Below are 25810 nucleotides of genomic sequence, written 5' to 3' on the forward strand. Positions count from 1 at the left end.
CGTTCTACGCGATGCTGCACGCGATCGAGCGGATGGGGATGAAGGCGATCGAGGTGGCGACGCATCCGGAATACGGAATCGACATCGCGGCATTGGCCGCGATCGCGAAGTCGCAGCCGATCGCCGCGTGCATGGTGATGCCGAACTTCCAGAACCCGCTCGGCTTCCAGATGCCGGACGAGCGCAAGCGCGAGCTGGTCGAGTTCGCGACGAAGACCGGGATGCCGCTGATCGAGAACGGCGTGTACAACGAGCTGTATTTCGGCGATGCGCATCCGAGTTCGCTGAAGTCGTATGACCGCAGCGGGATCGTGCTGCACTGCTCGTCGTTCTCGAAGAGCCTGACGGCCGCGTACCGGATCGGCTGGGCGTTGCCGGGCCGCTATCGTGACCAGGTCGAGAAGCTGAAATTCCTGAACACGCTCGCGACGCCGTCGCTGCCGCAGCTCGCGATTGCCGAGTTTCTCGAACGCGACGGCTACGAGCATCACCTGCGGCGCCTGCGCAAGGCGTATGCGCAGCAGGCGAACCTGATGCGCGCGATGGTGTCGCGGTTCTTTCCGGAGGGCACGCGCATCTCGAGCCCGGCGGGCGGGTACGTGCTGTGGGTCGAGCTGCCCGCGCAGATCGATGCGATGCGGCTTTACCAGCTCGCGCTGGAGCAGGGGATCACGATCGGGCCCGGCTACATGTTCTCGATCACGGACAGCTACCGGAACTTCATCCGGCTGAACTACAGCAGCCCGTGGTCGCCGGAGATCGAGCAGGCGGTGATCACGGTCGGGAAGCTGGCGGCGGCGTGCATGCGGTAGAAGGGGGCGTTCTTGCCTGGCGCCGTCCGGCGTAACCCGGACGGCGCCAGGCGTCAGCGATTGAGCTCCTCGAGCCGCACGCCATTGGTCCTCGGGCCGAACGCGCCGATGACGACGACCACGACGAGCATGAACACGGTGATCCCGGTGAACACGCCGGGCACGCCGAAATCCTTCAGCAGCGCCGCGATGATGAAGCCCGACATCATCGCGCCGGCGCGGCTGGCCGAATACGCGATGCCGCTCGCGCGGGAGCGCACCTCGGTCGGGAACAGCTCGCACTGGTACGCGTGATAGGCGACGGAGATCGTCTGCCCGGCGAGGCTGATCAGCACGCCGAATACGATGAGCGGCACGACGGTCCTGACCTGCGCGAACGCGAGCCCGCAGACGATCACGGCGAGCGCGCCGCCGACGATCAGGTGCTTGCGCTGGATCCGGTCCGCAAAGCGCATCGCGAGCAACGGCCCGGCCGGCAGCGCGAACGCGATGACGAACGCGTACAGCAGGCTCTTCGTGACGGTGATGCCCTGGCCGATCAACAGTGTCGGCACCCAGTTCGCGAATCCGTAGTAGCCGATGGCCTGGCAGAAGTTGAACACGACGAGCATCAGCAGACGGGTGCGATAAGGCGCACGCCACAATGCCGCGAACGCCGCGCGGTGCACTTCAGGCGCTTCGCTTGTCGGCGCGGGCGGCGGCAGCGGCATGCCCGACTCGCGCTCGGCGATCGCTTCCATCCGGCTCACGATCCGCTCGCTTCGTTCGGCATCGCCGTGCGCGGCCAGCCACCGCGGGCTTTCGGGCACCGCACGGCGGATGAACCAGACGATCACGGCGCCGGCCGAGCCGGCCAGCACCACGATGCGCCAGCCGTCGAGCCCGAACACCGTCGCGGGCACGAGCCACCACGACAGGATCGCGGCGACCGGCGCGGCGGCGAACATCACCACCTGGTTGAACGCGATCGCGCGGCCGCGCATCTGCTGCGGGACGAGTTCGGTCACGTAGGTGTCGATCGTGACGATCTCCAGCCCGACGCCGATGCCGGTGATGAAACGCCACAACAGCACGCCTTCGGGCGTCGTCTGGAACGCCATGATGGCCGAGCCGATCGAGTACCACAGCAGCGAGTACGTGAAGACGGCGCGGCGCCCGTAGCGGTCCGGCATCCAGCCGAAGCCGAACGTGCCGGCGAACAGCCCCGCGAAGGTCGCCGCGATGAAGGCGGCGATGCCGGTGAAGCCGAAGAATGCCTGCGTGGTGGTCTGCAACAGGCCGCTCTTGGCCATGCCCGGTGCGATGTAGCCGGTGAAGATCAGGTCGTAGACTTCGAAGAAGCCGCCGAGGGAGATCAGCAACACGAGCATCCACTGGTGCCGGGTGATCGGCAGCCGGTCCATGCGCGCGGAGATGTCCGCGCCGGCGCGGATGCCGGCGCGTACCTGCGGCGTATCGAGCGGGGCGCCGCCCGCGGTGACGGTCTGATGCATGGGTTGTCTCCTGATCTTCTGACCGGCGGCATGCTTCTTCGAGCTGCCTGCCTTGATAACGGTTATAGACGCACGCGGCGTGCACGGGGTGCCGGATTCATGGCGGCGCGCGACCGCGCCTGAATCGACGCCCGCAACCTGCTGCCGGGCCTTCGGCGGCTGCCGCTCATGCGACCGCGCGGCGTGTCAGCCGAGCCAGCACTTCCTGCGTGTGCTCGCCGACGCGCGCGAGCGCCTGGCGCACGCCGGGCCGTCGCCCGCCCATCGTGATCGGCAGCAGCACGACATCGGTCGTGCGCCCGTCGTCGGTTTGCATCGGCACCAGCCCGCCGCTCGCTTTCAGGTGCGGATCGTCGAGCAGTTGTTCGGGACGGACGATCGGCGCATACGGAATGCCGGCCGCTTCGAGTTTCGGCGACAACTCGGCGGCGCGATGGTCCTTCAGGATCGCGCCGAGCCGTTCGAGCAACCGCGGACGCACGGCGACCCGCTGCGCGTTGGTCGCGAAATCCGGTTCGGCGGCGAGCCCGGGGCACGCGAGCACGTCGCACAGCGTGACGAACTGCCGGTCGCTGACCGCGCCGATGAACAGCTGTTCGCCGTCCGCGAGCGTGAACACGTCGTAGACGCTCCACGCGGACACGCGCGCCGGCATCGGCGGCGGCGGTTCATGCGTCATCGCGTATTGCTGCATGTGCTGCGCGCACAGAAACACGCAGTTCTCGAACAGCGCACTCTGCACTTCCTGCCCGCGGCCGGTGCGTTCGCGTTCGCGCAGCGCGGCGAGCACGCCGATCGCACCGAACATGCCGCCCATGATGTCGTTGACCGACGTACCGGCGCGCAGCGGCCGGCCGACCGGTCCCGTCATGTAGGACAACCCGCCCATCATCTGCACGACTTCGTCGAGCGCGAGACGCCGGTCGTACGGGCCGGGCAGGAAGCCCTTGTGCGTCACGTAGACGAGCGCCGGGTAGCGGGCCGACAGCGTGTCGTAGTCGAGGCCGAGCGTCGCCATCAGGCCGGGGCGGAAATTCTCGAGCATCACGTCGCAGGTGCCGATCAGTTCGACCGCGGCCTGCTTGCCCTCGGGCGTATGGAGGTCGAGCACGACGCTCTTCTTGTTGCGGTTGAACGAACGGAAGAAGCCGATGCCGAGGCCGGGCAGGTTGCGCGTCTTGTCTCCGCCGGGCGGCTCGATCTTGATCACTTCGGCGCCGAGATCGGCGAGGATCATCCCGCACGTCGGCCCCATGACCATGTGCGTGAATTCGATGACGCGAATGCCGTCGAGTGGAAGTCGGGTGTCGTGGTTCATGATGGATTCAGACGGTGGTGGTGGCGGCGTGGGTGGCCGGCAGGCCCGCGCGCCACAGCGCGCCGTGCAGCGTTTCGCCGTCCAGCCAGCGCGCGACCTTCGCGCGCAGCGTAAGCAGCGCGGCAATGTCGATGCCGGTCTCGATTCCCATGTCGGCAAGCATGAACGCGAGGTCTTCGCTCGATGCGTTGCCGCTCGCGCCCGGCGCATGCGGACAGCCGCCGATGCCGGCGAGCGTCGCGTCGAAGCGGGTGACGCCCGTTTCGAGCGCCGCGTACACATTCGCGAGCGCGAGGCCGCGGGTGTCGTGAAAATGGCCGCACCAGAAGCGCTCGCCGGCGGCGGCGCGCGCCTTGCCGAACAGTTCGCCGACGGCGGCCGGTCCCGCGTAGCCGACCGTATCGGCGATGCTCACGCGGTCGGCGCCGGCATCGAGCAGCGCATGCAGGTAACGCAGCACCTCCGACTGCGCGACGCGGCCCTGGATCGTGCAGCCGAACGCGGTGCCGATGCCGCCTTCGATCAGCGTCTTCGAGCCGGCCGCGTCGCGCGCGGCGCGGATGCGCGCCACCTCGGCGACGACTTCGTCGGGCGTCTTGCGCAGGTTCGCGATGCTGTGGGCGCGGCTCGCCGAGAGCGGCACCAGCATCAGGTCGGCGCCCGCGTCGAGCGCGTGTTCCGCGCCCTTGAGGTTCGGCACCAGCACCGACACGCGCAGGCCGGGCAGCGTCTTCGCATACGCCACGAGCTCGGCCGTATCGGCCAGTTGCGGGAGCAGGCGCGCCGGCACGAACGATCCGACCTCGATTTCGCGCTGGCCGGCCGCATACGCGTCGCCGATCCACTCGATCTTCCGTTTCGTCGGAAGAATGCGCGGGATGCTTTGCAGCCCGTCGCGCAAGCCGACTTCGCGTATGACTGCATGCTGGGGGAACGACCGCATGTCGCTTGTCTCCGTTGATTTCACCCGTGTCGATGCACCGGCGTCGTGCTAACTTTAGACATTCCTGATGGACATTAAAGCGGTATTTCGGAACCGCCATGTTTCCGGAATGGAATGCCTGATTGCCTGATTGCCTGGAGACGGCGGATGCGTGACATCGACCTGAAAACGCTGCGGCTGCTGGTGGCCGTGTGCGATCACCGCAACATGGCGCGGGCGGCGGAGGCGGTTCATATCGAGCCGTCGGCGATCAGCAAGCGCATCGCGCAACTCGAAAGCGACCTGGGCGTGCCGCTGCTCACGCGATCGCGGCGCGGCGTCGAGCCGACGGCCGCGGGCAATGCGCTGCTCGAGCACGCGCGTAGCGTGCTCTTCACGATGGAGCGCATCGCGAGCGATGTCGCCGCGTTCGGCGGCGGGCTGAAGGGGCGTGTGAGCATCTGCGCGTCGGCATCGGCGATCGCGGAAGCACTGCTCGACGACATCTCGTCGTTCATGCGCGAACCGGCCAACGAGAACATCCGGGTCGACGTGGAAGAGCGGCTGTCGTCCGAACTCGTGCGGCAGTTACGTGAGGGCGCGGCGAGCGTGGGCGTGTGCTGGGACAACGTCGATCTTCAAGGTTTGCAGCATCGGCCGTATCGGCAGGACCGGCTGGCGCTGGCCGTGCATCGCGATCATCCGCTCGCGAACGAGCCGTCGCTGCGCTTCGAGCAGACGCTGGGCTACGAGCATGTCGGCCTGCTGCCGACGACCGCCGTTCACACGCTGCTGCAGCGCGCGGCTGCCGATGCCGGCACGACCGTGTCGTATCGCGTGATCGTGTCGGGTTTCGATGCCGCGTTTCGCGTCGTAGCGGCCGGGCTCGGGATCAGTGTCGTGCCGATGGAAGTGGCCGACACGTATCGGCCGGTGTTCGGCATCAAGGTGATCCCGCTCGTCGATGCGTGGGCGAAGCGCCGGTTCGTCGTTTGTTTCAGGAGCTTCGACGCGCTGCAACCGGCCGCGCAGCGGATGGTCGACTATCTGTCGAGCCGGGCCGCGATGCCGGCCGCGAGCGGCTGATACGCAGCGTCGATGCGTGTGACCTGCAACGGGCAATCGATGTCGCGCCGGGTTCCTTCCGGCTCGTCGTGACCTCAGCCGCCCGTCACCGGCGGGAAAAACGCCACCTCGCTGTCCTCCCGCACGACGAATCCCCCCGTCACCATCTCGAGATTCACGGCGGCCCGCACGGGCCGGTCCGTCCGCAGCGCTTCCGCGCTGCGCGCGTCGCGTGCGGCCAGCGTGTCGCGCAGCGCGTCGACGGTGAGTTCGCGCGCATCGATCTCGACGGTTTCCTCGTCGAGATCGAGTTGCTCGCGAATGCTTGCAAAGTATTTGATCGTCAGTTTCATCGCGATGTCTTGAAAGGAATCACTCGGCGGAATCGGAACACGCGCAGCGCATACGTTCAGCCCCAGCGCCGCATCGCCTGGTCGTCGTGCGCTTTCGCCTCGACCCAGCCGGACACACCGTCGTGGCGGATCTCCTTCTTCCAGAACGGCGCATGGGTCTTCAGGAAGTCCATCAGGAATTCGCACGCGTCGAACGCGGCGCCGCGATGCGCGGCGGCCACCACGACCAGCACGACCGTCTGGCCGAGCGGAATGCGCCCGACGCGATGCACGATCCTGATCGTTTCGAGCTGCCAGCGCGCGCTGGCTTCCTCGACGATGCTCCACAGCGCCTGTTCGGTCATCGTCGGATAGTGCTCGACCTCGAGCGCGATCACGTCATCGACATCGCCTTCGTTGCGCACGACGCCGAGGAAATTCACGACCGCACCGACATTCGGATTGCGAACGATCGGCGCGAGCTCGGCGCCGGCATCGATCGATGCGTACTGCACGCGCACTTCGAAGCCCGCCGCAATCGACGGTGGCGGTTCGGGATGCGGGTCGGTCGCGTTGTCGGGCGCGGGGCTGCCCGCGTGCAACGGATCGTCCGGCAGCCCGGCACGGGATTCGGTGAAGCTCGTCATGACGATTCTCCTGTAGGCGGTGCGGCCTGGGGCGCGCGGCGGCCCCTCAGCCGCCGACCAGCGACATGCGCACGGTCGGATAGGTCTTGCCCGGCGCGCGGGCAGGCCGTGCGGCCCGGCGCTCGGAATAGCGGTCGTCGCGGTGCGTCCAGCGCTCGCGCACGGCGGCGGCGAGGTCGGCGCTCGACGCTGCGTCGTCGAGCCACGGCCGCAGGTCGGTGCCTTGCGTCGCGAACAGGCACGTGTAGAGCTGCCCGTCGGCCGACACGCGGGCGCGCGAGCAGGTGCCGCAGAACGGATGCGACACGCTCGCGATGAAGCCGACTTCGCCCGCGCCGTCGATGTGCGCGCAACGAATCGCGGTCGCATCGTGCGCCGGTTCGCCGACGAGCACGAGCGGATAGTGTTCGTCGATCAGTTCGCGCATCCGCGCGGCCGGCACGACCTTGTCGCCGGACCAGAAGCTCGCGCCGCCGACGTCCATGTATTCGATGAAGCGCACGGCCACGCCGGTGTGCCGGAAGTGCCGCACGAGCGGCAGGATCTGGTCGTCGTTCGCGCCGCGCTCGATCACCGCGTTGACCTTGACCGGCGCGAGCCCGGCCGCCTGCGCGGCCTCGATGCCGGCCAGCACGCGCGACACGGGTACGTCGGTGTCGCTCATCCGGCGGAACAGCGCGTCGTCGAGCGCATCGAGGCTGACCGTCACGCGCGACAGGCCCGCGTCGCGCAGCGTGCGCGCCTTCGCGGCCAGCAGCGAGCCGTTGGTCGTCAGCGCGATCTCGACGGGCTTGCCGTCGACGGTCGTCAGCGCGGCGAGACGTTCGATCAACGCTTCGAGGTTGCGGCGCAGCAGCGGCTCGCCGCCGGTGATGCGGATCTTCTCGACGCCGAGCGACGTGAACGCACGGGCGATCTTTTCGAGTTGCGCGAACGACAGCCGCTCGGACGACGGCATGAACGCATAGTCGGCGCCGAAGCTTTCGCGCGGCATGCAGTAGCCGCAGCGGAAATTGCATTGATCGATCACGGACAGGCGCAGGTCGCGCAGCGGGCGGCCGAGCGTGTCGGTCGTGCGGGGGAAAGCGCCGGGCGATGCGCCGCCGGACAGTGCGGCAGCGGCCGGCGCGGCGGAAACGATGGCATTCACGATCGGTTCGTCTGCCTGCAAGAAGTAAGCGGTGGGGCGTTGCCGGTCGGCCGTGCGTGTGCGGATGGGCAGGCGCACGGCGCGTGACGAGCCTCATCGTGAGGATAGTCCGCGGGGTTTTCGCGGCAGGGACACAATCGCGCCCGAATTGCAGGGATACAGTTCGCCGGCCGGCCGGCGTGGCCGGCGCGGCGGCGAATGCCGTGAATCGGGCGGGTGAGCGGCGTCGCGCTCATGCGAGCCAGTGCGCGAATTCGTAATACGGTACCGCGTCGCCGCACGCGATGCGCTGCCCGGCCGGCAGCCGCGCCAGCCCGCTCGCCTGCACGAGCGACTGCAGCGTGCCGGCGCCTTGCTGGCGCAACGTGTCGAGCGCGGGCGTGCCGTCGAGGCCGACGGTGCAGTGCACGCGCACGAAGCGCTCGCGCTGCGGATCCGGTTCGAAGTCGGCGTCGATCGGCAGCGACGGCACGATCGGCAGGCGTGCGTGGCGCCCCTGCAGGCGCCGGATCAGCGGTGCGACGAACAGCGCGAACGCGGTCATCGCGGCCCCCGGATTGCCGGGCAGCAACACCACCGGCCGCGTGTCGAGCCGGGCGAGTGCAACCGGCTTGCCCGGCTTCATTCGCACGCCGGCGACGATGAACGACGCGCCGAGCGCGTCCAGCGCGGGGCGCAGCAGATCCTTGTCGCCGACCGACGCGCCGCCGACGCAGATCACCAGGTCGCAGCCCGCGTGCAGATCGCGCAGCGCGCGATCGACGGCGGCCGCGGTGTCGGCTGCATGCAGGCGCATCGCGACCTCGGCCCCGGTTCCCGTGACCAGCGCGGCGAGCATCGGCGCATTGCTGTTGTAAATCTGTTGCGGCGCACGCGGCTGCCCGCACGCGACGAGCTCGTCGCCGGTCGTCAGGATGCCGACGCGCAGCGCCGGGCGCACGTCGACGCGCGCGAACCCCTGCGCGGCGGCCACGCCGACGTGCATCGGGCCCATGCGCACGCCGGCCGGCACGAGCCGGTCGCCGGCGCGCACTTCCTCGCCCTGGCGGCGGATGTGCGAGCCGCTGCGCTGCGGCGCGTCGAACGCGACCCAGCCGTCCCGCTCGCGTGCGTGTTCCTGCATCACGACGGTGTCCGCGCCGGGCGGAATCACGCTGCCGGTGAAGATGCGTGCGGCCGTGCGCGGGGCCAGCGGTGCCGGCGTGTCGCCCGCATAGCAGCGCTGCGCGACGTGCAGCGGCTCGCCGTGCGCGAGATCCGCGTGACGCACGGCGTAGCCGTCCATCGCGCTCTGGTCGGCCGGCGGCTGGTCGAGCACGGCGATGAGCGGCGCGGCCAGCACGTGGCCGGCGGCTTCCGCGACCGGGACGGACGTGGTGGCGCCGAGCGGCGCGAACGCAGTGGCGAAATGCTGCTGCGCGGTGTCGAAATCGGTCAGGGGTTTCATCGGGAGCGAGCCGGATGCGCTTGAGCGAGCGCGGGTTGATCGGGTTGAGAGGGTTGAGCGGCGTCGGGCGACACGTACTCGACGAAGCCGTCGTTGCGGCAGAAGCCGACCAGCCGCACACCGGCTTCACGGGCGACGTCGATCGCGAGCGAGGTCGGCGCCGAGATCGTCGCGATCATCGGGATGCCGACCCGCGCGGCTTTGCGCACCAGTTCGTAGCTTGCGCGGCTCGACAGGAACACGAAGCCGTCGTGCAGGTTCGCGCGGCGCCGCGCGAGCCGGCCGATCAGCTTGTCGAGCGCGTTGTGGCGGCCGACGTCCTCGAACACGTCGAGCACGTCGCCGTCGCGGTTGCACCAGGCGGCCGCATGGATGCCGCCCGTCTCGCGCATCAGCGTCTGGTGGGCCGGCAACGCGCGCGCGGCACGTTCGATCGCAGGTGCGCCGATACCGGCGGCCGTGCCGGCGGCGGCGATGCGCGGCGGGTGCAGGTCGAGCTGCGCGATGCTTTCGATCCCGCAGACGCCGCAGCCGGTGCGGCCGGCCAGCGCGCGCCGGTGCGCCTTCATCGCCATGAACGCCTGCTGCGACACGGTCAGCCGCACTTCGGCGCTGCCGGCACGGCATTCGCTTTCGATGTCGAAGACGTCCGATGCGCGTTCGACGATCCCTTCGCTCAGCGCGAAGCCGAGGCCGAACACGTCGAGGTCGATCGGCGTCGCCATCATGACCGTGTGCGCAATGTCGTTGAACACGAGTGCAACCGGCGTTTCGTCGACGACGCTGTCGACGGTGTCGCGCGCTTCGCCGGCACGGTGACGCGTCACCTGACACGCGGTGCTGCCGGTCGGAGCGTCGCGGCGGATGCAGGACTCCATGCGGTTTTCTCCAGGGGGATCGGCCGGCGGGCCGGCCGGGTCGGGCGGGTACGCCGGACCAGGGGAATCGAGAGGCTGCCGGGCGGCGCGGCCGAGGGGGCGCGCCGTCGCTTCGGGCAGGCGTTTCATGGGATGTTAAGGGGGATGACAGGCGCGCCGGATGTACAGCGCTGCGATGCGGAAAGCAGTACAGCTGACCATCCCGCAGGCACGAAATGTGTTTTCCGTGCACACATCTTCGGCGGCGTAAGCAGCACAGTTTCAACGCACGTTCGAACGATTGCGAGTATCGTTGCAAACGCGATATCGTCATTCACGCTTCGATGCCATGCGAGTGACCGTTTGTGTTCGCATGTGTTGTCGCCAAGCCGTCGCGCGATTTCCTGCTTCGAGCGTACGTCCTCACAACCACGAGCAAATTACGGTCATGGAAATCTTCGATGCGTTCCATCTCGCCCGCTTGCAATTCGCGTTCACGGTGTCGTTCCACATCGTGTTTCCCGCGATCAGCATCGGTATGGCGAGCTTCCTGGCAGTGCTGGAATGGCGCTACCTCGTCACCGGCGATGCCGCCTACAAATCCATGTTCCAGTTCTGGTCGAAGATCTTCGCGATCGGCTTCGGGATGGGCGTGGTCTCCGGCGTCGTGATGGCGTACGAGTTCGGCACCAACTGGGCCGGCTTCTCGCGTGTCGCGGGCAACATCACGGGCCCGCTCCTCACGTATGAAGTGCTGACGGCGTTCTTCCTCGAAGCCGGCTTCCTCGGCGTGATGCTGTTCGGCTGGCAGCGCGTGAGCCCCCGCGCACACTTCTTCGCGACGCTGATGGTCGCGGTCGGCACGCTGATCTCGACGTTCTGGATCCTCGCGTCGAACAGCTTCATGCAGACGCCGCAGGGCTACAAGATCGAGAACGGCCTCGTCGTGCCGGTCGACTGGTTCAAGATCGTCTTCAACCCGTCGTTCCCGTACCGACTCGTGCACATGACGATCGCGGCGTTCATCGTCGCGGGCTTCATCGTCGCCGCGTGCGGCGCGTGGCACCTGCTCAAGGGGCGCCGCGACGAGCCGGTGAAGCGCAGCTTCTCGATGGCGCTGTGGATGCTGCTGGTGCTCGCGCCGATCCAGATCGTCGTCGGCGATGCGCACGGGCTGAACACGCGCGAATACCAGCCGGCCAAGATCGCGGCGATCGAGGGGCTGTGGGAAACCGAGAAGGGCGGCACTGCGCTGAACCTGTTCGGGTTGCCCGACATGCAGGCCGAAACCACACGCTATGCGATCCAGGTGCCGCACCTCGGCAGCCTGATCCTCACGCACAGCTGGGACGGCGAGATTCGCGGGCTGAAGGAATTCCCGCCGCAGGACCGCCCGTATTCGCCGATCGTGTTCTGGACGTTCCGGATCATGGCGGGCCTCGGGATGCTGATGCTGCTCACCGCACTGCTCGGGCTGCTGCTGAGAAAGGGCGGGCGCCTGTATGAAACGCGCTGGTTCCAGTGGTTCGTCGTATGCATGGGGCCGTCGGGCATCCTCGCGCTGCTGGCCGGCTGGATCACCACCGAGGTCGGGCGGCAGCCCTGGACCGTGTACGGCGTGCTGCGCACCGTCGATTCGGTCGCGCCGCTCAGCGCGCAGCAGGTCGGCGTGTCGCTGCTGATCTTCGTGGTCGTGTATTTCCTGGTGTTCGGAACGGGTATCTATTACATGATGAAACTGATGAAGCGCGGGCCGGCTGCCCAGGCCGGGTATATCGAGCTGCACCGGCATCCGGGGCTGCGCAAGAGCGCGCTGTCCACGCCGCTGAACGTCACCGAAGCGGAGTAAGCCATGCACATCGATCTTCCTGTCATTTGGGCCGCGATCATCGGCCTCGGCGTATTCATCTACGTGATGCTGGACGGCTTCGATCTCGGCATCGGCCTGCTGTTTCCGTTCTTCGATGCGAAGGCCGAGCGCCAGGTGATGCTCGACACCGTCGCACCGGTGTGGGACGGCAACGAGACGTTCCTGGTGCTCGGCGGCGCGGGGCTCTACGGCGCGTTCCCGGTCGTGTATTCGACGCTGCTGCCGGCGAACTACCTGCCGCTGGTGCTTATGCTGGTCGGGCTGATCTTCCGCGGGGCGGCGTTCGAGCTGCGCGCGAAGGCCACGCGCACGCAACACATGTGGGATCTCGCATTCATCGGCGGCTCGGCGCTGGCCGCGTTCTGCCAGGGGATCGTGCTCGGTTCGCTGCTGCAGGGCATCAAGATCGAGAACAACCAGTTCGCGGGCGGGCCGTTCGACTGGCTGTCGCCGTTCAGCCTGCTGTGCGGGATCGGCGTGCTCGTCACGTATGCGACGCTCGGCTGCGGCTGGCTGATCCTGAAGGTCGACGGTGAACTGCAGCGCAAGATGCGCCTCCTGATGAAGCCGCTCGCGGGCGTGCTGCTCGCCGTGATGGGCGTGGTCAGCCTGTGGACCGTGATCGGGCTGCCGGCCGTCGCGCATCGCTGGTTCGGCAGCGGCAACCTCGGCTGGTTCCTGCCGGTGCCGGTGCTCGTCGTCGCCTGCGTGTGGGGCATCTTCCACACTGTGAAGCGCGAGCACGAGGCCACGCCGTTCCTGCTGACGCTCGCGCTCGTGTTCCTCGGCTACACGGGGCTCGTGATCAGTATCTGGCCGAACATCGTGCCGCCGTCGCTGTCGATCTGGGATGCGTCGTCGAGCCACTCGAGCCAGCTGTTCGCGCTCGTCGGCACCGTGATCGTGCTGCCGATCATCCTCGTGTACAACGCGATGCAGTACCGCGTGTTCCGCGGCAAGGTGCGCGAGGGCGATATCGGTTATCACTGAGCGGCCATCCTGAGCGGCCATCGCTGAACGCCGCATGAGGTGACGGGCAGGGCGGGCGCGGGCGTATCATCACGCGCAGCGCGTTGCCCGGCCCGCCATTCACCCGGCACCGGCCCGCCACGCGCGGGCCGTTGCGCATCGGGCGCCGGCGCGCCGCTTGATGCATTCCCTGCAGTCGAGAAAACACCATGATCGTCCGACCACAACAAAACTGGCTCAGGATGCTGTTCGTCTGGAACGGCTCCGTGCTGCAATCGATCATTCCGCAGCTCGTGTTCATGGCGGTCGTCAGCACGCTGGCGGTCTTCACGAACGGGCGCATCTTCGGCGAGAAGATCCCCCTCAACACCGCGCCGTTCACGCTGTTCGGGCTCGCGCTCGCGATCTTTCTCGGGTTTCGCAACAGCGCGAGCTTCGAGCGTTTCAAGGAGGCGCGCCATCTGTGGGGCAACCTGCTGATCGCGGCGCGTACGCTGACGTCGCAGTTCAATCGCTACCTGCCCGACAGCGTGAGCGACGCCGAGCGCAACCGGCTGGCCGACCTGCTGATCGCGCTCACCTATGCGCTCAAGCATCAGCTTCGTCATACCGATCCGACCGCGGACCTGCAGCGCATTCTCGGTGCGGACCACACGGCCGAGCTGGGCGGCAAATGCTTCAAGCCCGTCGCGATCCTCGATGAGCTGCGCGGCGACATCGTCCGCGCGCTGGGCCGTGCGCCCGGTAGCGATGCGACCTGCTGGATGTTCGAGGCGCAGCTCGACGAGGTCGGCAAATCGGTCGGTGGTTGCGAACGCATCCTGTCGACGCCGATCCCGTTCTCGTACAGCGTGCTGCTGCATCGCACCGTGTATGCGTATTGCGTGCTGCTGCCGTTCGGCCTCGTCGATTCGACGGAGTTCTTCACGCCGCTGATCTGCGTGTTCATCTCGTACACGCTGATCGCGCTCGAAGCGATCGCGAGCGAGGTGGCCGAGCCGTTCGGCCTCGCGCCGAACGCGCTGGCGCTCGATGCGATGACGCGCACGATCGAGCGGTCGGTGCTCGAACTGGGCGACCGCCCGCTGCCGGAGGAATTCGTGCCGGCGTCGACGTACCAGATCACGTAAGCGGCGGCACGTCGCGGCGCCGCATCGATTTCGGGCCGGCGCCGGGCGGCAGGGTCGGGCGAGTCGTGCGTTTCCCGCATGATCCCGACCGCGATGCGGTGATCGACGACGACTTCGACGGCTACCTGTGCACGCTGATCGACAACGGTGATGCATTTGTCATCGATTTCGGCGAAGAATAGTGGCAGGGCGGTAGCTGCCGCGACAGGAGCGATTGACATGCGAATCTACGTGACGAGTATCTTTGTCGACGACCAGGACACGGCGTTGGCGTTCTATACCGACAAGCTCGGGTTCAAGCTGAAGAACAACGTGCCGGTGGGCGAGACCCGCTGGCTGACGGTCGTGTCGAAGGACCAGCCGGACGGCACCGAGCTGCTGCTCGAGCCGAGCCACCATCGCGGGGTCGGGCCTTACAAGCAGGCGCTGTACGAGGACGGCATTCCGGCGGCATCGTTCCAGGTCGACGATCTCGATGCGGAGTTCGCGCGGCTCACGGATCTCGGCGTGCGCTTCACGCTGGAGCCGATGGATGCCGGGCCCGTGCGTGTCGCGATCATCGACGATACGTGCGGGAACTTGATTCAGCTGATGCAAATGAAGTGACGTAACACGCCGCGAGCGGGGCGCTCAGTGCACCGCGACCGGCGGCGCATCGTGCATCCAGCTGCGCTCCTGCGTGCGGCTCCGGATGCGCCATCCGCGTTCGTTTTGTACCGGCAGGTCGCGAGTGGACCAGCGGCCGCTCCGCCGTCGGCTCGGATAGCCGCTCGAGCGACGGTGGCGGAGGCGCAGAATCGCCCACGAGCAGCAGGGTGACTCCGGTGCGAAATGCCCCGCTCAGGTAGACTCGTGTGCCCTTCAACGGAGTAGATGCGATGCAACTGCTTGATCACGTGTCAATCAGCGTGCCGGATATCGATCTGGCGCGCCCGTTCTACGATGCCATCATGGCCGCGCTCGGCGCAGCCAAGGTTTATGACCGGCCGACCGCGCTCGGCTATGGCGAACGTTGCAATGCGAACGACACCGCATCGACTTTCCTGGCGGTCTATCTGGATCCCGCTGAAATCGGCGCGAGCAAGCGGCACTGGTGCTTCAAGGCCGCGAGCCGCGCGCAGGTGGATGCGTTTTTCGAAGCCGGCCTGGCGACGGGCGGGCGGTCCGACGGTGAACCCGGCTTGCGGCCGCATTACCACGGTGACTACTACGGCGCGTTTCTCGTCGACCCGGCCGGCAATCGGGTCGAGGCGGTGTGCAATGCGTCCGTGCCGGCGCAGGCATCGTGATGAAGGTGCGGTTCACTCGACACTCGCTCGCTCGATCGCTCGCGCACGTGACGCGGTGAACGCCACGCGCCGGCTCGATACCGACCGGCGCGCAAAGCGCGTTCGCGCACGCGCCGCCTGCGTCGCTCAATCGAAGTAATTCAACCCCATCGCGCCCTTCACCTCGGCGAGCGTCGCGCCGGCCACGTCGCGAGCGTGCATCGTGCCGCGCTTCAGGATCGCCATCACTTCGGCCTTGTCGGCCTCGAATTCGCGACGGCGTGCGCGGATCGGCTCGATCAACGCCTGCAGCCGCTCGTTCAGCACGCGCTTGACGACGCTGTCGCCGAGCCCGCCGCGACGGTAGTGCGCCTTCAGCTCGTCGACCTTCTGCACGTCGGGTTCGAACGCATCGAGGAACGTGAACACGACGTTGCCCTCGACCTGGCCGGGATCGCTCACGCGCAGGTGGTTCGGGTCCGTGTACATGTCCTTCACCGCTTGCGTGATCTCGTCCGGCGTCGAGCCGAGCGTGATCGCGTTGCCGAGCGACTTGCTCATCTTCGCCTTGCCGTCGATCCCCGGCAGCCGCGTGACCGCCGACAGCACGGCCTCGCATTCGACCAGCACCGGCTGCTCGACGGTCGCGTTGAAGCGGCGCACGAGTTCGTTGGTCTGCTCGATCATCGGCAACTGGTCGTCGCCGACCGGCACGTGCGTCGCCTTGAACGCGGTGATGTCGGCCGCCTGGCTCACCGGGTAGGTCAGGAAGCCGGCCGGGATGTCGCGCTCGAAACCGCGCAGGCGGATCTCTTCCTTGATGGTCGGATTGCGTTCGAGGCGCGCGACCGTGACGAGGTTCAGCAGGTATTGCGTCAGCTCGGCGAGCTCGGGCACCTGCGATTGCACGACGATCGTCGAGATCGCCGGATCGATGCCGACCGCGAGATAGTCGAGCGCGACTTCGATCACGTTCTCGGTGACGCGCTGGCGGCGGCCCATGTTGTCGGTCAGCGCCTGCGTGTCGGCGAGCAACAGGAACTGCTTCGCTTCGTGCTGCATCTGCACGCGCGCGCGCAGCGAGCCGATGTAATGGCCGAGGTGCAGCGGGCCGGTCGTGCGGTCGCCGGTGAGGATGGTCGGTCGGGTCGGGTGGGTCATGTTGGTCGTGGCTCCAGGTTATCGAAGCCGCCAGCCATGGTGTCTGCGTAGAAACGCAAATGCCGCCATCGCTGGCGGCATCACGTTTGGGACATGCAAAAGGAAACGGGCCGCCTGGGTCAGGCGCGCCACCAGCAATGCACGTTCGGCGAGGCGGTTCGGGTTTCCATCGCGTGAGTATAGCGTAGTGCGGGGTTGGATGGCCGGGCGCGTCAGCGGATCACCGACTCCATCGCGAGGTACGCGGTTTCGGCCGACGGCCACAGCAGGTACAGCAGGCCGGCCATCAGCAGCAGCGCGCCGGCGCGCGCCAGCGGCGTGCGGTCTTTGTGGTGCGGGGTGCGGGGGGGCTGCTTCGGTTTCTTCATGCTTGCAGGCGCGGGGAGCGCCACTCCAACGGTTGCTGCAACGGGTCGCGCGGGGCGATGCCGTGGTGTTGCGGGGTTCGACGGGGCTGTGGGGTACCGTGTTGCCTGGGCTGGGCGGCAGGGATGGCGGGTCGCGATCCATTAAAAGGGTTCGATCGAATATCCTGTGTCCGCTCTCCATGCCGAGGCGACCGGCATCGTACCAGTTTGGCGGTATGTGCATAGTCAAGAATTGTCGGAGAGGCGTGCGGCCGGCGGCGGCACCTCCGAATCGCTGTGGTTCACAACGCTTGCGGTGCGTAGCGCGCGGAGCCGTCGCCGATGATCGCGACGACGGGCTTCCGGCCTGCCGTCTTGGCCCCGGCGATAGGCCGACCGCCGCTCCCTGACCCGATCCGAGGACGGGACACGAGCTGCATCGAAAATAAACTGCTGCTGATGTTGATCGACGACAGTTTCTTCACGTTGGGAGCGCCGACCGGCTTCCTGCATCCGTCCCATGATGAGCGTGCGACAGGCGTTCGCTTTTCCTGAACAGGCTTCCCGAATCGTGCTGAATCAATTGCGTTCGACTTCCGCCAACCGTATCGGCTTGACCCGATTGGTTTCGGCTTTCCTGTTCATTGCATGCGCAGCCTGCTCGATGAATGATTCTCTTCCGCGAAACATGTCGCTCGACGCTTTCAACCCCCATCGGGATACGTTCGTTTGTGTACACGAAGCCGCTGTCGTTCCGGGAGTCGACCCGGACGCGGATCGCTGGAATCAGCAGGCGATGAAGATGACAAGTGCATTGTTGTGGCCGAACCAGCGCGACTACGTTGGTGCAGTTGCGCTATGGGAGAAGGCTGCCGAGCGCAAGCACTGGAAGGCGATGCTCAACCTGGCGAACGCCTACGCTCAGGGGTTGGGTGTGGATCGCAATACCGAGCGAGCCGTGCAGATCACCGAAGCTGCAATGAAGCTGGGCATCCCCGCAGCTTACGACCTGATGGGCACGGACTACATGAACGGAGTGGGCGTAAAGCAGGATGCCAGTCGTGCCTACGCCTTCTGGCAACTTGCGGCGGACAAGGGCAGCCCCAGCGCCATGGCTTATTTGGGCAGCAAGCTCGATGCAGTCTACGATGATCCGAAATCCGGTTTCTGGGGGAACCGAAAAATTGCGCTCAAAATGCTTGAATGTGGATTCGCCCAGGGTAGCGGCGATGCCGCGTATGCGCTTGGAACGACGCTGGTTGGCTCCGACAAGTCGCTGGACGAGGACAATGCGCGCGCATTCAAGATTCTGCATGAAGGCGTGAAATTCGGTAGCGCCAAAAGTGCTGCATATTTGTTCGGTGCATTCGATGATGGCGATCCGGTAGCCGGTGGCGTGAAGGATCGCGCTCGCGCCGAGCGTTACAGCGTCCTTGCCGATCGCCTGGAACGCGACCCCGACCTGCGTCTGCCGAACCTGGACAAGGTGGTGCCGCTGCCGCCCGCCAAACTGCCCAAGTGGGACGGCAACAAGGAGACGTTGATCGACGCGGCGAAGGCGGTGACGTCTGCGCCGGCAGCGAGTACACGGCTACTTTCGAGGTGACGGCGTGGAAGGTTGCAGGGATGCCGTCGCACAGGCGAGCATGCCACTGCGCAATATCAAAAGGAGGCGCGGCCATCTCTTGTCAGACGAGGCCGCGTTCAAGCTGATCGGGAAAAGTGTGATGACGCGGTTTGCGCTCATTTACCGGAGCGCTTTTGCATCGGAATCAGGGTTTTGACCCGCGTCACACGGAAGTGGCGCGTACGCCAGGCGGCGGTCGTCACTATTCACGATGCTCGCCCTCGCGCTCGTGCTCATGTTCGCGCCACGGATCACGATCACGCGGATGACGATGCCTCCACTCGTCGCGTTCCCAGTAGCGATGGCCGTCCCAGTAGCGGTCGCCGTGCATGCCGATCTCGACCGATACACTGGCCTCCGGGGCGCGCTCTCGCTCCTCGACCCTCGGTTGCGGTGCACCGTAGCCTTGCGCGAAGGCCGTGCTGGTCGCGGCGAGTGCACCGCCTGCCACGAGGGTCGCCAGAATGCGACGCGTTGCAATTGTCAGGGGTTTCATCGAGCCGTCCTCCATTGAATGCCGACCACGAGTCACGCGCATGATTCGTTCCCGTATGGCGCGGCAGATGCCTCGCTCGCCATGTCGACCTGCCGCCGCGTCACCTCGCAGCGAGTGCCGACGCAGCGTCGGAACGCATGATGTCTCCGTCTGGAGGCGTCCCTGATCCCCCAGCTTTTTTCTCGTCAACAACCACAAAAAACATCATTTCGCCCACGCCGGGCTGTCAGCAGAATGTCTCCATTCCCACTCGCGCGACGACACGAGCATCCGAGCCTCGCAGCGAGCCGCACCTCAAGGAGACAGCCGTGGCAGTCGAAACAACTTCAATCGATACGCTCGTCGTGGGCGCCGGTCAGGCCGGCGTGGCCATGAGCGAGCACCTGGGCAAGCTGGGCGTACCGCATCTCGTGCTGGAGCGCAGCCGTATTGCCGAGCGCTGGCGCACGGGTCGCTGGGATTCGCTGGTCGCGAACGGCCCCGCGTGGCACGACCGTTTCCCCGGCCTCGAATTCGACGGCCTCGATCCCGATGCGTTCGCAACGAAAGACCAGGTCGCCGACTACTTCGAAGCGTACGCGCGCAAGTTCAACGCGCCGATCCGTACCGGCGTCGAGGTGAAGCAGGTCGTGCGCAATGCCGGCAAGCCGGGTTTCATCGTCGAGACATCCGACGGCACGATCGAGGCGAACCGCGTGGTCGTCGCGACCGGGCCGTTCCAGCGCCCGGTGATTCCGCCGATCGCGCCGGACGACGCACGCCTCGTGCAGATTCATTCCGCCGACTATCGCAACCCGGCGCAGCTTCCGGACGGCGCGGTGCTGGTGGTCGGCGCGGGGTCGTCGGGCGTGCAGATCGCCGACGAGCTGCAGCGCGCGGGCCGCCAGGTGTACCTGTCGGTCGGCCCGCACGATCGGCCGCCGCGTGCGTATCGCGGTCGCGATTTCTGCTGGTGGCTCGGCGTGCTCGGCGAATGGGACAAGGAAGTCGCGACGCCCGGCCGCGAACACGTGACGATCGCAGTGAGCGGCGCGCGCGGCGGCCATACGGTGGATTTCCGCAAGCTCGCGAACCAGGGCGTGACGCTCGTCGGACTGACGAAGTCGTTCGACGGCGGCGTGGTCACGTTCGAGCGCGATCTCGCGATCAACCTCGCACGCGGCGACGAAAACTACCTGTCGCTGCTCGACGCGGCCGACGCCTATGCGGCCCGCAACGGCCTCGACCTGCCGGAAGAACCGGAAGCCCGCCGCATCCTGCCGAATCCCGATTGCGTCGCGCATCCGATCCTCGCGCTCGACCTTGCCGGCGCGGGCGTCACGTCGATCGTCTGGGCGACCGGCTACGCGGTCGACTACGGCTGGCTGAAGGTCGACGCGTTCGCCGACAACGGCAAGCCGCAGCACCAGCGCGGCGTGTCGAAGGAGCCGGGCATCTATTTCCTCGGGCTGCCGTGGCTGTCGCGGCGCGGCTCCAGCTTCATCTGGGGCGTGTGGCACGACGCGCGGCACATCGCCGATCACATCGCGATCCAGCGCACCTACCTCGAGTATCACGACGCGTCGCAGCGCCGCTCGACCGCGCAAGCGGAGCAGGACGTTGCCGTGCCTCATGCCGACACGCAGCCGCTCGCCGACGCGGTGAACTGACCGAACCCCCGCCGCCTGCCGCACCGCGTCTGCTTCCGGTGCGGCGGCGTGCCCCCTGACGACTGAAGGATTCCGATGAGCCAACCCACCCATACCCGTATCCGCATGTTCAACACGAAGGATACCTACCCGAACCAGACGCTCGACAACGACCTGTGCCAGGCCGTGCGGGCGGGCAACACCGTCTACGTGCGCGGCCAGGTCGGCACCGATTTCGACGGCAAACTGATCGGCCTCGGCGATCCGCGCGCGCAGGCCGAGCAGGCGATGAAGAACGTCAAGCAGCTGCTGGAGGAAGCCGGCAGCGACCTTACGCACATCGTGAAGACGACGACTTACCTGATCGACCCGCGCTATCGCGAGCCCGTGTACCAGGAAGTCGGCAAGTGGCTGAAGGGCGTGTATCCGATCTCGACGGGGCTCGTCGTGTCGGCGCTCGGCCAGCCGCAGTGGCTGATGGAAATCGACGTGATCGCCGTGATCCCGGACAACTGGCAACCGAACCGCGCGTAGGAGGCGACATGACTTTCTCCATCGTCGGGCGTTGCCCGGAGACGGGCCAGCTCGGCATCGCGATCAGCTCGTCGAGCATCGCGGTGGGTGCGCGCTGCCCGTGGGTGCGCGCGGGCGTCGGCGCCGTCGCGACGCAGAACATCACGCTGCCGGCGCTGGGGCCCCAGATCCTCGACTTGATCGAGCACGAGCAGCTCGCGCCCGCCGCGGCGCTCGACCGTGCGCTCAGCGCGAACGGCTGGAGCCAGTACCGGCAGGTCACGGTGATCGACGGGCAGGGGCAGACGGCCTGCTTCACCGGCAAGGAGGCGCTCGGCACGCATCACGCGGTGCAGGGCGAACAATGCGTGGCGGCGGGCAACCTGCTGGCCGCGCCGGCCGTGATCGACGCGATGGCGCGCGCCTTCGAACAGGCGCCCGGCCTGCTCGCCGATCGCCTGCTGGCCGCGCTGCGCGCGGCGATGGCCGCAGGCGGCGAGGCAGGGCCGGTGCATTCGGCCGCGCTGAAGGTGGCCGGCGACGTGACCTGGCCGATCGTCGACCTGCGCGTCGACTGGGCCGAGGCCGATCCGATCGGGCAGCTCGATGCGCTGTGGCACGCGTATCGGCCGCAGATGCAGGACTACCAGACGCGCGCGCTGAATCCCACCGCCGCGCCGAGCTACGGAGTGCCGGGCGATGAATGACACGTCGAGCCGCGCGCTGCTGGAACGGCTGATCGGTTTCGCGACGGTCAGCCGCGAGTCGAACCTCGAGATGATCACGTTCATCCGCGACTATCTCGCGGGCTTCGGCGTCGAAAGCGAACTGTTCTACAACGCGGAGCGCACGAAGGCGAGCCTGTACGCGACGATCGGGCCGCACGATCGCGGCGGCATCGCGCTGTCGGGCCATACCGACGTGGTGCCGGTCGACGGGCAGGCGTGGACGGTCGAGCCGTTCCGGCTCACCGAGCGCGATGGCCGCCTGTACGGCCGCGGTACGGCCGACATGAAGGGCTTCATCGCGTCGGTGCTCGCGGCCGTGCCGGCGTTTGTCGCCCGTCCGCTGAGCATGCCCGTGCATCTCGCGTTCTCGTACGACGAGGAAGTCGGCTGCCTCGGCGTGCGGCCGATGCTCGATGCACTGGCCGCGCGCGCGCACCGGCCGCGCCTGTGCCTGATCGGCGAGCCGACCGAGCTGAAGCCGGTGCTCGGTCACAAGGGCAAGCTCGCGATGCGCTGTCATGTCAAGGGCGCTGCTTGTCACTCGGCGTACGCGCCGTCGGGCGTCAACGCGATCGACTATGCAGCTAAGCTGATCGGCCGGCTCGGCGAGATCGGCGCGGCGCTCGCGCGGCCGGAACGGCACGACGCGCGATTCGATCCGCCGTTCTCGACCGTGCAGACCGGGCTGATCAAGGGCGGCCGCGCGCTGAACATCGTGCCGGCCGAATGCGAGTTCGATTTCGAGGTGCGCGCGCTGCCGGATTTCGATGCGCACGACGTGCCGAGGAAGTTGCAGGACTATGCGGAATCCGAACTGTTGCCGAGGATGCGCGCGGTGCAGGCCGATACCGACATTCAACTGCAGCCGCTCGGTGCCTATCCGGGGCTCGCGACCGCGCCGGACAGCGAGGCCGCCCGCCTGCTCGCGATGCTGTGCGGCTCCGATGCCTTCGGCACGGTGGCGTTCGGCACCGAGGGCGGGCTATATGGCGAGGCCGGCATTCCGACCGTGGTGTGCGGGCCCGGCAGCATGGACCAAGGGCACAAGCCCGACGAGTTCGTCACGCTCGATCAGCTTCACGACTGCGACGCGATGCTGGGGCGGCTGGCCACCCATCTCTCCGCAGCCGCCTGACGCGGTGCGCCTGACCGACACGCACGCACCGCCTCCCGCGGCGCGTGCGCTTTCGTGTTCCTTCAGGTTCCTTATCGCGCCGCTTCCGCGACGATCTGCGCGAGCCGCTCGCGGCAGAAATCGACGAACGACTGCGCCTGCTTCGTGAGTTGCCCGCGCTTCAGCCGCGCGCTCACGAGCCCCGACGGGCTCACCGTTTCGCTGAGGCCGATCGTCACGACGCGCTGGCCGTCGTACGTGTATTCGGAATGCGGGCGCGTGACGAGCAGCGAGAAGCCGAACCCCTGGCCGACCATCCCGCGCACCATCTCGATCGACGGCGATCCGAACACGATGTTCGGCGTGAGCCCGAGTTCGTGAAAGAGGCTGACGAAATACGTGCGGCTCGGCTGCACGTCGAGCAGGATCATCGGCTCGACGCAGAGGTCGCGCAATGAAACGTGCGTCTGGCCCGCGAACCGGTGATTTTCCGGCAGCAGCACGTACGGCTGCTGCGGCGGCATCAGCGGCTCGGTCTCGATCGTGCCGTCGAGATCGTGGTCGTACATCAGCGCGAGATCGAACGTGCCCGACGTCAGGCCCTGCACGAGTTCCTGCTGGTCGCCGTCGCGCAGCCGGATGTTCACGCCCGGGTAGCGCTCGCGAAAGCCCGCGATCAGTTGCGGCAGATAGAGCGGCGCGACCGTCTCGAAGCAGCCGATGTCGATCTGCCCGGTGATCACGTCGTTGTCGGCGAGCGCGTTCTGTTCGAATTCGTGCGCGATGCGCAGCAGCTCCTGCGCCTTCCGGTAGAAGCGCGTGCCGCTCGGCGTGAGCGACACGCCCTGCGCGTGATGGCGGATGAACAGCTTCACGCCGAAGCTTTCCTCCAGACCCTTGATCGCGCTGGAGATCGACGGCTGCGCGATGAACAGCTGGCGCGACGCCTCGGCGACGCTGCCGGATTCCACCGTCGTCACGAAGTATTTCAGTTGCCGCAAAGTGTAGTGAGCCACAAGCACCTCTGATGCACGGCCCCGGCGTGCCGCCGCGGGCGCAATCTGTCCATGGTTTGCGTAGCACCTTACCTGAAAGCCCCCCGGCGCCGAAATGTCCGCTGCAGAGCTTTTTCGTATGTCCCGGAAATATTTTTAGTATTTTCCGGTCGCGCGGGTCGTGGCGCACCATCGTCTCCAACCTGGATCAAGAAGCAAACGAAGCGGCCGCGCACGCACCGGCGGGACATGGCATCCGCCCCCGCATGCGTATCGTCCGCTTCGTTCGATGCCGCCGCGCGTGCACGCGGCGCGTCGTCGCTCGCGTATCCGGACCCGATTGCAGGCGCGCCCCCAACGCGCGCCGGCTGACACGGCAAGCGCGCATCGCCGCGCAGGACAGGAGACATCACCATGACGAACGTGGACCGCAACGCGTCCCCGATGATAGAGAAGCACACGATCGGCTACGTGCCGCCCGCGGAGCGCCACGGCAAGGTGCGCGACCTGTTCACGCTCTGGTTCGGCGGCAACATCGCGCCGCTGCCGATCGTGACCGGCGCACTCGGCGTGCAGCTCTTCCACCTGAACCTGATGTGGGGCATCGTCGCGATCGTCGTCGGCCAGGCGGTCGGCGGCGTGCTGATGGCGCTGCATTCGGCGCAGGGGCCGCAGATGGGCATCCCGCAGATGATCCAGAGCCGCGCGCAGTTCGGCTCGTGGGGCGCGCTGCTGGTGACCGTGATCGCGGCCGTGATGTACGTCGGCTTCTTCGCGTCGAACATCGTGCTGGCCGGCAAGTCGGTGCACGGCATCGCGTCGTCGGTGCCGGTGCCCGTCGGCATCGTGATCGGCGCGGTGGGCTCGGGGCTGATCGGGATCGTCGGCTACCGGTTCATCCACATCCTGAACCGGATCGGCACGTGGGTGCTCGGCATCGGCATCCTGGTCGGCTTCTGGATGATCCTCATGCACGTGACGACCGACGATTTCCTGACGCGCGGCGGCTTCAACTTCGCCGGCTGGCTCGCGACGGTGTCGCTGTCGGCGTTGTGGCAGATCGCATTCGCGCCGTACGTGTCGGACTATTCGCGCTATCTGCCGGAAAACGTCGGCGTGGCGTCGACGTTCTGGGCGACCTATCTCGGCTGCACGATCGGCTCGACGCTCGCGTTCATCTTCGGCGCGGTCGCGGTGCTCGCGGTGCCCGCCGGCGCGGACGCGATGGATGCGGTCAAGCAGGCCACGGGCCCGCTCGGCCCGCTGATGCTCGTGCTGTTCCTGCTGAGCGTGATCAGCCACAACGCGCTGAATCTGTACGGTGCAGTGCTCGCGGTGATCACGTCGGTGCAGACGTTCGCATACAAGTGGATTCCGACCGCGAAGGCGCGCGCGGTGGTGTCGGTCGTGATCTTCGTCGCGTGCTGCTACGCGGCGATCGGCGCGTCGACGAACTTCGTCGGCAACCTCGTGGATCTCGTGCTCGCGCTGCTCGTCGTGCTGGTGCCGTGGACGGCGATCAACCTGATCGACTTCTACGTGATCCACAAGGGCAAGTACGACATCAAGTCGATCTTCATGGTCGATGGCGGGATCTACGGCCGCTTCAACCCGCAGGCGCTGCTCGCGTATGCGATCGGCATTCTCGTGCAGATTCCGTTCATGAACACGCCGATGTATGCGGGCCCGATTCCCGCGCATCTCGGTGGCGCGGACCTGTCGTGGCTCGTGGGGCTGGTGCTGACGTCGCCGCTGTACTACTGGCTCGCGACGCGCGACAGCGCGTATCGGCGCCGGCAGACGGGCGCGACGATGCCGCCGACGGCGGCGCGGTAACAACGGGGAAGGAAGGGGGCCATCGCATCCGTTCAGACACGGTGGCCCGTGGAGGAAGTCGGGCCGGCTCGCGGTAGCCTGTGCG

Annotated in this window: 26 protein-coding genes; 13 read left to right on the forward strand and 13 right to left on the reverse strand. The window is 67.1% G+C overall.

The genetic code is table 11. The features are described 5' to 3' along the window. Positions 1 to 812, forward strand: an 812-nt coding sequence (locus LGM56_RS36055) for a PLP-dependent aminotransferase family protein (RefSeq protein WP_226208143.1), incomplete at its 5' end; no start/stop codon positions are given. A gap of 53 nt (positions 813 to 865) precedes the next feature. On the opposite strand, the gene LGM56_RS36060 is transcribed toward LGM56_RS36055, so the two are convergent. From LGM56_RS36060 to LGM56_RS36070, 3 genes are all read right to left on the reverse strand, one after another. Further along, on the reverse strand, positions 866 to 2305 hold the full coding sequence (locus LGM56_RS36060) for an MFS transporter (protein ID WP_089460086.1): 1440 nt from the start codon (positions 2303 to 2305) through the stop codon (positions 866 to 868). 166 nt (positions 2306 to 2471) lie between these two features. Next, positions 2472 to 3623, reverse strand: coding sequence for a CaiB/BaiF CoA transferase family protein (locus LGM56_RS36065; protein ID WP_089460087.1), 1152 nt, complete (start codon positions 3621 to 3623; stop codon positions 2472 to 2474). A gap of 7 nt (positions 3624 to 3630) precedes the next feature. Continuing rightward, on the reverse strand, positions 3631 to 4566 hold the full coding sequence (locus LGM56_RS36070) for a hydroxymethylglutaryl-CoA lyase (RefSeq protein WP_226208144.1): 936 nt from the start codon (positions 4564 to 4566) through the stop codon (positions 3631 to 3633). A gap of 147 nt (positions 4567 to 4713) precedes the next feature. On the opposite strand from LGM56_RS36070, the gene LGM56_RS36075 reads away from it, so the two are divergent. Beyond that, a complete protein-coding gene (locus LGM56_RS36075) occupies positions 4714 to 5631 on the forward strand; it encodes a LysR family transcriptional regulator (RefSeq protein ID WP_089476035.1) in 918 nt (305 codons plus the stop codon). A gap of 74 nt (positions 5632 to 5705) precedes the next feature. Here LGM56_RS36075 and moaD read toward each other — a convergent pair whose 3' ends face one another. From moaD to fdhD, 5 genes are all read right to left on the reverse strand, one after another. After that, positions 5706 to 5963, reverse strand: coding sequence for a molybdopterin converting factor subunit 1 (moaD, locus tag LGM56_RS36080; protein WP_226208145.1), 258 nt, complete (start codon positions 5961 to 5963; stop codon positions 5706 to 5708). A gap of 56 nt (positions 5964 to 6019) precedes the next feature. Next, the gene (locus LGM56_RS36085) at positions 6020 to 6589 is read right to left on the reverse strand and encodes a molybdenum cofactor biosynthesis protein MoaE (protein ID WP_226208146.1); all 570 of its coding nucleotides are present in this window, start codon (positions 6587 to 6589) and stop codon (positions 6020 to 6022) included. A 46-nt stretch (positions 6590 to 6635) separates the two neighbouring features. Next, positions 6636 to 7760 carry a GTP 3',8-cyclase MoaA gene (gene moaA, locus LGM56_RS36090; RefSeq protein ID WP_089498584.1) on the reverse strand — a complete coding sequence of 375 codons (1125 nt, stop codon included), beginning with the start codon at positions 7758 to 7760 and terminating at the stop codon, positions 6636 to 6638. Positions 7761 to 7971: 211 nt separating this feature from the next. Then, positions 7972 to 9186 (reverse strand): gephyrin-like molybdotransferase Glp, encoded by a 1215-nt coding sequence (gene glp, locus LGM56_RS36095; RefSeq protein ID WP_226208147.1) that lies wholly within the window; start codon positions 9184 to 9186, stop codon positions 7972 to 7974. Beyond that, on the reverse strand, positions 9183 to 10064 hold the full coding sequence (gene fdhD / locus LGM56_RS36100) for a formate dehydrogenase accessory sulfurtransferase FdhD (protein ID WP_226208148.1): 882 nt from the start codon (positions 10062 to 10064) through the stop codon (positions 9183 to 9185). Before fdhD ends, glp begins: the two co-directional genes overlap by 4 nt. A gap of 427 nt (positions 10065 to 10491) precedes the next feature. Here fdhD and LGM56_RS36105 point away from each other — a divergent pair, with 427 nt between their 5' ends. From LGM56_RS36105 to LGM56_RS36125, 5 genes are all read left to right on the forward strand, one after another. Further along, positions 10492 to 11892, forward strand: a complete 1401-nt coding sequence (locus tag LGM56_RS36105) for a cytochrome ubiquinol oxidase subunit I (RefSeq protein WP_089498587.1) — start codon at positions 10492 to 10494, stop codon at positions 11890 to 11892. A 3-nt stretch (positions 11893 to 11895) separates the two neighbouring features. Then, the gene (gene cydB / locus LGM56_RS36110; protein WP_089433623.1) at positions 11896 to 12903 is read left to right on the forward strand and encodes a cytochrome d ubiquinol oxidase subunit II; all 1008 of its coding nucleotides are present in this window, start codon (positions 11896 to 11898) and stop codon (positions 12901 to 12903) included. Positions 12904 to 13091: 188 nt separating this feature from the next. After that, the gene (locus tag LGM56_RS36115; RefSeq protein WP_226208149.1) at positions 13092 to 14012 is read left to right on the forward strand and encodes a bestrophin family protein; all 921 of its coding nucleotides are present in this window, start codon (positions 13092 to 13094) and stop codon (positions 14010 to 14012) included. 219 nt (positions 14013 to 14231) lie between these two features. Beyond that, on the forward strand, positions 14232 to 14618 hold the full coding sequence (locus tag LGM56_RS36120) for a VOC family protein (RefSeq protein ID WP_226208150.1): 387 nt from the start codon (positions 14232 to 14234) through the stop codon (positions 14616 to 14618). A 272-nt stretch (positions 14619 to 14890) separates the two neighbouring features. Next, positions 14891 to 15301, forward strand: coding sequence for a VOC family protein (locus LGM56_RS36125; protein ID WP_089444125.1), 411 nt, complete (start codon positions 14891 to 14893; stop codon positions 15299 to 15301). Between the two features lie 126 nt (positions 15302 to 15427). On the opposite strand, the gene trpS is transcribed toward LGM56_RS36125, so the two are convergent. The 3 genes from trpS to LGM56_RS36140 form a co-directional block, all read right to left on the reverse strand. Next, positions 15428 to 16441 (reverse strand): tryptophan--tRNA ligase, encoded by a 1014-nt coding sequence (gene trpS, locus LGM56_RS36130; RefSeq protein ID WP_226208151.1) that lies wholly within the window; start codon positions 16439 to 16441, stop codon positions 15428 to 15430. A gap of 212 nt (positions 16442 to 16653) precedes the next feature. Beyond that, a complete protein-coding gene (locus tag LGM56_RS36135) occupies positions 16654 to 16809 on the reverse strand; it encodes a hypothetical protein (protein WP_179243781.1) in 156 nt (51 codons plus the stop codon). Positions 16810 to 17090: 281 nt separating this feature from the next. Continuing rightward, a complete protein-coding gene (locus LGM56_RS36140) occupies positions 17091 to 17273 on the reverse strand; it encodes a hypothetical protein (RefSeq protein WP_226208152.1) in 183 nt (60 codons plus the stop codon). A 35-nt stretch (positions 17274 to 17308) separates the two neighbouring features. Here LGM56_RS36140 and LGM56_RS36145 point away from each other — a divergent pair, with 35 nt between their 5' ends. Next, entirely contained in the window at positions 17309 to 18394 is a 1086-nt protein-coding gene (locus tag LGM56_RS36145; protein ID WP_226208153.1) for a tetratricopeptide repeat protein, read from the forward strand. Between the two features lie 223 nt (positions 18395 to 18617). Here the strand turns inward: LGM56_RS36145 and LGM56_RS36150 are convergent, their stop codons facing one another. Then, entirely contained in the window at positions 18618 to 18911 is a 294-nt protein-coding gene (locus LGM56_RS36150; RefSeq protein ID WP_226208154.1) for a hypothetical protein, read from the reverse strand. Positions 18912 to 19219: 308 nt separating this feature from the next. Here LGM56_RS36150 and LGM56_RS36155 point away from each other — a divergent pair, with 308 nt between their 5' ends. The 4 genes from LGM56_RS36155 to argE all read left to right on the forward strand — a co-directional run bounded on the left by LGM56_RS36155 (position 19220) and on the right by argE (position 22915). Beyond that, on the forward strand, positions 19220 to 20560 hold the full coding sequence (locus LGM56_RS36155; protein ID WP_089444127.1) for a flavin-containing monooxygenase: 1341 nt from the start codon (positions 19220 to 19222) through the stop codon (positions 20558 to 20560). A gap of 75 nt (positions 20561 to 20635) precedes the next feature. After that, entirely contained in the window at positions 20636 to 21073 is a 438-nt protein-coding gene (locus tag LGM56_RS36160; protein WP_011349682.1) for a RidA family protein, read from the forward strand. Positions 21074 to 21081: 8 nt separating this feature from the next. After that, a complete protein-coding gene (locus tag LGM56_RS36165) occupies positions 21082 to 21759 on the forward strand; it encodes a DUF1028 domain-containing protein (protein ID WP_226208155.1) in 678 nt (225 codons plus the stop codon). Then, complete coding sequence (gene argE, locus LGM56_RS36170; RefSeq protein ID WP_226208156.1) at positions 21752 to 22915, forward strand: acetylornithine deacetylase; 1164 nt, start codon at positions 21752 to 21754, stop codon at positions 22913 to 22915. Before LGM56_RS36165 ends, argE begins: the two co-directional genes overlap by 8 nt. A 71-nt stretch (positions 22916 to 22986) precedes the next feature. Here the strand turns inward: argE and LGM56_RS36175 are convergent, their stop codons facing one another. Further along, a complete protein-coding gene (locus tag LGM56_RS36175) occupies positions 22987 to 23910 on the reverse strand; it encodes a LysR substrate-binding domain-containing protein (RefSeq protein ID WP_069249468.1) in 924 nt (307 codons plus the stop codon). 393 nt (positions 23911 to 24303) lie between these two features. On the opposite strand from LGM56_RS36175, the gene LGM56_RS36180 reads away from it, so the two are divergent. Continuing rightward, complete coding sequence (locus LGM56_RS36180; RefSeq protein ID WP_226208157.1) at positions 24304 to 25725, forward strand: purine-cytosine permease family protein; 1422 nt, start codon at positions 24304 to 24306, stop codon at positions 25723 to 25725. Positions 25726 to 25810: the final 85 nt, after the last annotated feature.

It is taken from the genome of Burkholderia sp. AU38729, from assembly GCF_020419725.1.
Classification (GTDB): domain Bacteria; phylum Pseudomonadota; class Gammaproteobacteria; order Burkholderiales; family Burkholderiaceae; genus Burkholderia.